The organism is Novosphingobium aerophilum (genome assembly GCF_014230305.1).
Taxonomy (GTDB): Bacteria; Pseudomonadota; Alphaproteobacteria; order Sphingomonadales; family Sphingomonadaceae; genus Novosphingobium; species Novosphingobium aerophilum.
This window is the reverse complement of record NZ_JACLAU010000023.1, coordinates 47445-54163: the sequence shown is the minus strand read 5'-3', so window position 1 is coordinate 54163 and position 6719 is coordinate 47445. Positions and strand designations below refer to the sequence as shown.

Genomic DNA, 6719 nt, shown 5'->3' with positions numbered 1-6719 from the left:
GTCAGCGTTGGCGGCAACTACTACTCGGTCCCCGATGCAACCCGGCGCCGCGTGGTCGAAGTGCACAGCCTCGCCGACGAGATCCGGATCTTCGAGGATGATCGCCTGATCGCACGCCACCCCTTGCTGGAAGGGCGGCGGCAGCGTTCGCTGCTCGATGGACACCGGCGCCATCAGCGCCGGAATGACGATCTGCCGTTGCCGCATGGATTTACCGGGCAGCAAGTCGCGCGCCGCTCTCTCGATATCTACGCCGCCATCGGCCAGCAGCTGGCGGGAGCAAGAGCATGAACTCTCTGCTGCCGGACCCATCAGCCTCCCTGCTAGATCGCATCAAATGCAGCATGGTCGGCCTCAAGATGCCGCGCGCGATCGAGGTCGTCGATGACTGCGTATCCCGTCTCGACCGAGGCGAGATAACGGCCCTTGAGGCAGTGGAGCAGTTGTTGCTCGAGGAGCTGACCTTCCGCGAGGAGCGCCGCATCCGCGCGGCACTGCGCATGGGCCGGGTCAACACCGTGAAGACGCTGGCAGGATACGACTTCTCGTTCCAACCCTCGCTCGACAAGGCCAGGATCATGGCGCTTGCCGAGCTGAACTTCGTCTCTCGCGCCGAGGTGGTCCATCTGCTTGGCCCGCCCGGCACCGGCAAAAGCCATCTGGCCAGTGCGCTTGGCCTGGAAGCCGTCAAGGCAGGCAAGAGCGTTACCTTCATCACCCTTGCCGATCTGATCGGCGCTCTCGCGAAGGCTGAACGCGAAGGCACATTGCGGGAGCGGCTTCGCTTCTACTGCCGGCCATCACTCCTGATCGTCGACGAAATCGGATACCTCCCGGTCATACCCGGCGGCGGCAACCTGTTCTTCCAGTTGGTCAATGCGCGCTACGAAAAGGGCGCGATGATCCTGACCTCGAACCGCGGCTTTGCCGAGTGGGGCGACATCTTCGGCAGCCCCGTAGTGGCAACGGCCTTGCTCGATCGACTGCTGCACCACGCCATCGTCATCCAGATCGATGGCTCAAGCTACCGCCTGCGTCGCCATGCCGATCTCCTGCCCGAGCACATCAGGTCGAACGCACCAATTACACCGCCCGTACTGATCGAACCACGCCGCCGCGGGCGCCCACCCAAAAATGGAGGCCCGCCACCAACCACCTGACTGCCCAAAACCTGAGGTGGGGAATTTTACTTTGCCACTTCCGGGGATTTTTACAGTGCCGTTGACAGCAAATCCAATGAAAGCTTCTGGCATGCGAGCCTCGGCACCTCCGTTTTCAATTACCGGATGCTCGGGACGGACAGCGGCGGGAACATCTACGCTTGCGCCAGTTCTGTCGTTCTGAAGTGGAGCCGGGATGGAGCGCTGCTCTGGGCCAAAACCCTGTCCGGTCCTTTTTTCAGCGGTGGCTGCGTGGATGCGAGCGGCAATGTCTATCTGGCGGGCGGCTACTACTCGAGCAACTACTTCGCCTATCTGCTGAAGCTGGACACCAGCGGCACGTTGCAATGGCAGCGCAGCCTTAACGGGTCGGCTCAGGAGTATTGGTACAACGCGGCGGTGGATGCCTCGGGTAACGTCTACGTCGTGGGATACACCAATTCGAGCGGCGGCTCGGGCGGCTATGATCAGTACATCGCCAAGTACAACAGCGTTGGCACCCTGCAGTGGCAGCGCTCCAATGGTGGCTCCAGCGACGAGTTTTCGAGCCAGATGGCGCTCAGCCCCGATGGCTCCCTGCTGGTCCTATCTGGCTACACCTTGACCTCGACCTCCGGCGGATACGACGCCCTTATCACGGTGATTTCGACCGCGACCCCGGCAATCAGCTGGCAGAGGTCGATCGGCAGCACTGCCTATGACTATGGCTACGGCGTGGCAATCGACAGCGCCAACAACATCTACTGGATGACCAACGTCAATGGCACGCCATCACTGCTTAAGATCAGCTCGGGCGCGGTCATCCAGTGGCAGATCTCGCTTCCTACCACCTACGGCTTGGATGGATTTGTCCAGATTGATCCCTCTGGAAACATATGGGTCCAGTCGAGCAATTCGAGCGCAGGCACGGCGGCAATCTACAAGTTCGACGGCAACGGCACGGTCTTACTGGCCCGCTCATTGGTGCTCGACACGACAACGAATTTTGTGAACTCATTTGGGTTCGGAGGGCTTGCTGTCACGAGCACTTTTGTCGCGTTCCCGCTCTACTCCGCGATGGACTTCTCGCCCTATGGCTACACCGATTTCTGCGGTGCGATCGCGAAAGTACCGGCTGATGGAAGCAAGACTGGGACGTGGTCCATACCCGGCAATGGCGGGAACCAAGGTGCCACCTATGCAGCATGGTCACCTGGTATCGGCGCCACCTATTGGAGCCTCACCTACAGAGGATTCACTTTTGTAACCCGAAGCCCTGCATTCCGGGCCGGAAATCCCGCTCCATCCCCGTCAAATACGACAAGCGCCGATACAAGCGGCGCAACCGCATCGAGATCATGTTCGGCCGTCTCAAGGACTGGCGACGCGTGGCAACGCGATACGACCGCTGTCCAACCGTCTTCTTCTCCGCCCTCGCACTCGCCGCCACCGTGCTCTTCTGGCTGTGATCAGTGAGTCCTGAGCCTAGCTTCCCACCAGAGCGCGAAATGAGCCCATGGCAACTGACGATCCTTTCGACCTCGACCGCTTCATCAACGCGCAGGAACTATGCTATCCACAAGTCCTGCGCGAACTGCGCAGCGGGCTGCAAGACCAGCCACTGGATGTGGTTCATCTTTCCGCAACTCGCGGGACTTGGATACAGCGAGACGTCGAAATTCTATGCGCTCCGGTCTCTCGCTGAAGCCGAGGCATATCTCTCGCACGAATTCCTCGGCGCAAGGCTTATCGAGTGTTTGGAGGCGTTGCAGAGCTTGCCGACAAACGACCCGGACGCCGTCCTCGGCTCGATCGACGCCGCAAAGCTGCGATCTTGTCTGACGCTCTTCCTGGATGTCGCGCCGGCGAACCAAGGCCGCCCACCAGAAATGGTTCGCGGACAGTCGCGATCCTGCCACGCTCAGACTGCTAGGGAATCTGTAGGACGCTGCTTAGGCCGGCCGCCGCGCATACCAGCCGAAGTATGCAATCACGCCGTAGCAGAGCGCAGGAAGCGCCAGGCCGAGCGCAATGCTGCCCAGATGGTCTACAAGCGCGCCGGTCAGCATCGGAACTACGGCACCCCCAAAGATGGCGACGTTCATGATGCCTGAACCATCGGCGGTGCGCGGGCCGAGCTTTTCGCAGGCCAGGCTGAAGATCGTCGGGAACATGATCGAATTCATCAGACCGACGGCGAGCAGACTGTAGCCAGCAGTCGCTCCGCTGGACGAAATCGAGAGACCTATCAGGGTGATTGCGCCCAGCGCGGCCACTGCCAATGCCTTTCCAGGGCTGACGAACCTCAGCAAGGCTGACCCGATGAAGCGACCGACCATGGCGCCCGCCCAGTAAATTCCGATCATCTTGCCTGCTGATTGCTCCGCCAAGCCCATAACGTGGGGTTGCATCAGGTAGTTTACGATGAGCGAGCCGATCGAGACCTCGGCACCGACGTAGAGAAAGATGCTGAGCGCACCGAGGCCGAACCTGCCACGCTTGAGGAGGTCGAGACCAGCGAGGCCGCTGCTCTCTTCGTGACGTTCATTCTTCAACGCGTTGCGGAATTTCCACACGGCAGCGGCGACCACTGCCAAGGCTGCGGCAATGCCGAGATAACCATGCACGATCGCTTGGCTCTCCGCAGTGCGATAGGCATCAAGTTCGGCCCCGGTCAGCTGATCAGCCGAAACCGCTGCGAGGCCACCGAGGATCAGGATTGCACCGACTATGGGGAAGACGGTCGTCCCAAGGGAATTGAACCCCTGAGCAAAGGTGAGGCGGCTGTGTGCAGTCTCGGGCCGCCCAAGCATCGAGATCAGCGGATTGGTCACGACCTGAACAATCACGACGCCGCTGGCGAGCACGAACAGGGCAAGGAGAAACAAGGCATATGTCGCGGTCTGGCTGGCCGGAATGAACAGCAGGCACCCCGCCATCATTGTCAGCAAACCGGCGACGGCCCCTCGCATGTAGCCGATCTTCTTGACCAGCCGCGCCCCTGGAATGCCAATCACCGCGTAGGCCGTGAAGAAGCAGAACTGCACCAGCATTGCCTGGGTGTAGTTGAGCGTGAACAGCTCCTTCAGCTTGGGGATAATCACATCGTTGAGCGAGGTGATCCCGCCGAAGATGAAGAACAGCCCCATCACATAGAACTGAAGCTGCTGCGCTTCGGGCTGGGCATTTGCCTGCGCTGCAGTGGGCGCGCTTGAGGGAATGGCCATGTGCTCGTTCCTGCGATTGAAAAGAAAAAAGGCCGCCTCGCGCAACGTCGAGACGGCCAGGGGTGGAAACTCTAATCTGCCCAGCGCTTCGCGGGCAGGCGGATACCAATCGGAGAGCTCAGGGCCTCGGCGTTCTCGCCGACCGCGAAGTAGTAGGTTGTGCGAGGCATGGACCAGCGTCCGTCCTTCCAGTCGGCGAGGAGACGCGGATCGATGGTCATCGTGACTGTTTTTGATGCGCCTGCTTCAAGCGAGACGCGCTGGAAGCCGACCAGACGCCTTGTCGCTACCTTGCCGCGCGCAACGAGGTATACCTGGGCAACTGTCGCACCAGCGCGGCCACCGGTGTTCTGAACCGTTACAGTGGCCTTGCCACCCTTTACCGACAGGCCGGACGTCGCGAAGTTCGTGTAGCTGAGGCCGTAGCCAAACGGAAACAACGGCTTGTGTCCTTGCCGTGCAAACCAGCGGTAGCCGACATCCGAGCCGTCGACATTGTAGTCGATGGTGACCTGCTGACCGGGTGCACCAGCGCCGTTCTTGTCAGGGTCCGCTTCGGTGTGCCCCGGCAACACCGGATGCGGTAATTGCTCCAGAGACGCAGGGAAAGTGACGGGAAGTCGACCCGAGGGGTTGGTGTCGCCGAACAGCACGGATGCGATGGCTTCGCCTCCCTGCACACCGGGATACCATGCTTCGAGCACGGCTGCGGTCTGGTCCAACCAAGGCATGAGCACGGCACTGCCGGTCTGGAGCACGACCACAGTGTTCGGGTTGGCAGCAGCAACAGCAGCAATAAGCGCATCCTGCCCGCGCGGCAGCGACAGGTCGGGATTATCGCGACCTTCGGATTGCCACTGGTTGGCGAACACGATCGCGACGTCGGCCTTGCGGGCCTGCTCAACAGCTTCTGCGATGTAATTGCCGGTGCGATAGGTGACGGTCACGTCTTGGCCCGCACGTTTTCTGATCGCTGCCAAGGGGGTCGTGCCGCGCTGATATTGTTCCCAGCCGTTGAACAGCCCGCGCCCTCCGCCTGGGATCATCGCGGCAGGACCACCGTCCCCATGCACCTGGCTTGACCCACCGCCTGAGAGCATCCCGGTATCGGCAAAGCCCCCGATCACCGCGATCGATTTTGCCTCGGCTGCGAGCGGCAAAGCGCCTCGCTCGTTGCGGAGAAGAACGATCCCCTGGCGTGCGACTTCACCAGCTAGAGCCTCGTGGCCTGCCTTGTCGATCTTCTCGCCGGGCAACACGGGGAAACGATCCAGGCCATTGCTGTAGACAGCCCACAGGATGCGCCGGTTCATGTCGGAAATGCGGCTCTTGCGCTTTGCATCGGTGCCTGCATCGGTTAGGAGCTGATCGGCAAAGTAAACCTGGGGATCAGAACTTCTGCCCGATTGGTGGTCCAGACCGGCCCAGGCAAAGCCGGGCTCATAGACCGCACCCCAGTCCGACATGACGAAGCCCTTGTAACCCCAGTCACGCTTGAGCACCTTTTGCAGCAGCCATTCGCTGCCGCACGTATAGGGACCATTCAGGCGATTGTAGCTGCACATCACCGAACCGGGGTTGCCGATCTCGATAGCCAGCTTGAAGGCCAGCAGCTCGCTTTCGCGGGCAGCAGCCTCAGAAATTGTTACATTGCCGAACTTGCGCGCTGTTTCCTGATTGTTGAACGCGAAATGCTTCACCGTAGAAATAATGTGGTTCGACTGAGCGCCAGCGATGGAGTAGCCCCCCAGAATCCCGGAGAGGAGCGGGTCTTCAGAGAAGTATTCGAAATTGCGGCCGCCGCGCGGATCTCGAACGAGATTGACCCCGCCCGCCAACAGAACGTTAAAGCCTTTGGCGCGGGTTTCCGCGCCGACCATCTGTCCGGCCTGGTAAGCCAGTTCCTGGTTCCAGGTTGCAGCCAGCGCCATACCTGAGGGAAGAGCGGTGGCTCCTTCGTTACCACGCGCACCGAGTGCCCAGGAAACCCCGAGACCAGCGTCGGTTTCCTTGAGTGCAGGCACGCCGAGCCTGGGGATACCCGCGACGTAGCCCGCACCGAGCACTGCATCTTCAGGGATCTTGTCGCCAGCATTCGGCAAGGCAGTGATCCCGCTTGTCATGACGACGCGCTCGGCATCCGTCATTTTCTGCTCTGTCGCCTCAGCGCGCTGCCAGGCATCGGCATTGGTGCTGGCAGGCTCTTTCGCCGCAACGGCTGAAGCGATTAGTGCAGACGTCATTGCTGCAGATACGGCGAGCTTACGCATCATCTGATCCTTGTGCGCTGATGGCGATGCGCCGCATTCGTCGCTGCAGAATGCTTGCAGCGATCATCGCATGGCGCGCTTGA

The 6719-nt window shown here is 60.8% G+C and carries 5 protein-coding genes and 2 pseudogenes; 5 read left to right on the top strand and 2 right to left on the bottom strand.

From position 1 onward, the window contains the following. The 5 genes and pseudogenes from H7F49_RS13310 to H7F49_RS19910 all read left to right on the top strand — a co-directional run. Positions 1-291: Mu transposase domain-containing protein (locus H7F49_RS13310; protein ID WP_407940311.1), on the top strand; the 291-nt coding region annotated here is incomplete at its 5' end. Next, complete coding sequence (gene istB / locus H7F49_RS13305) at positions 288-1160, top strand: IS21-like element helper ATPase IstB (protein ID WP_054123600.1); 873 nt, start codon at positions 288-290, stop codon at positions 1158-1160. The genes H7F49_RS13310 and istB, both read left to right, overlap by 4 nt. A 1250-nt stretch (positions 1161-2410) precedes the next feature. Then, a pseudogene (locus H7F49_RS13300) lies at positions 2411-2608 on the top strand (transposase); the annotation flags it as partial. Positions 2609-2655: 47 nt separating this feature from the next. Continuing rightward, positions 2656-2844: a hypothetical protein gene (locus H7F49_RS19915; protein WP_328806748.1), complete on the top strand. Its 189-nt coding sequence runs from the start codon at positions 2656-2658 to the stop codon at positions 2842-2844. Further along, positions 2765-2950: pseudogene (locus H7F49_RS19910) on the top strand (DUF1810 family protein); the annotation flags it as partial. The gene H7F49_RS19915 and the pseudogene H7F49_RS19910, both read left to right, overlap by 80 nt. A 141-nt stretch (positions 2951-3091) precedes the next feature. Here the strand turns inward: H7F49_RS19910 and H7F49_RS13290 are convergent. Together H7F49_RS13290 and H7F49_RS13285 are read right to left on the bottom strand one after the other, a co-directional pair. Then, complete coding sequence (locus H7F49_RS13290; protein ID WP_185684066.1) at positions 3092-4366, bottom strand: sugar MFS transporter; 1275 nt, start codon at positions 4364-4366, stop codon at positions 3092-3094. A 71-nt stretch (positions 4367-4437) separates the two neighbouring features. Then, positions 4438-6636 (bottom strand): beta-glucosidase family protein, encoded by a 2199-nt coding sequence (locus H7F49_RS13285; protein ID WP_328806744.1) that lies wholly within the window; start codon positions 6634-6636, stop codon positions 4438-4440. Positions 6637-6719 lie beyond the last annotated feature (83 nt).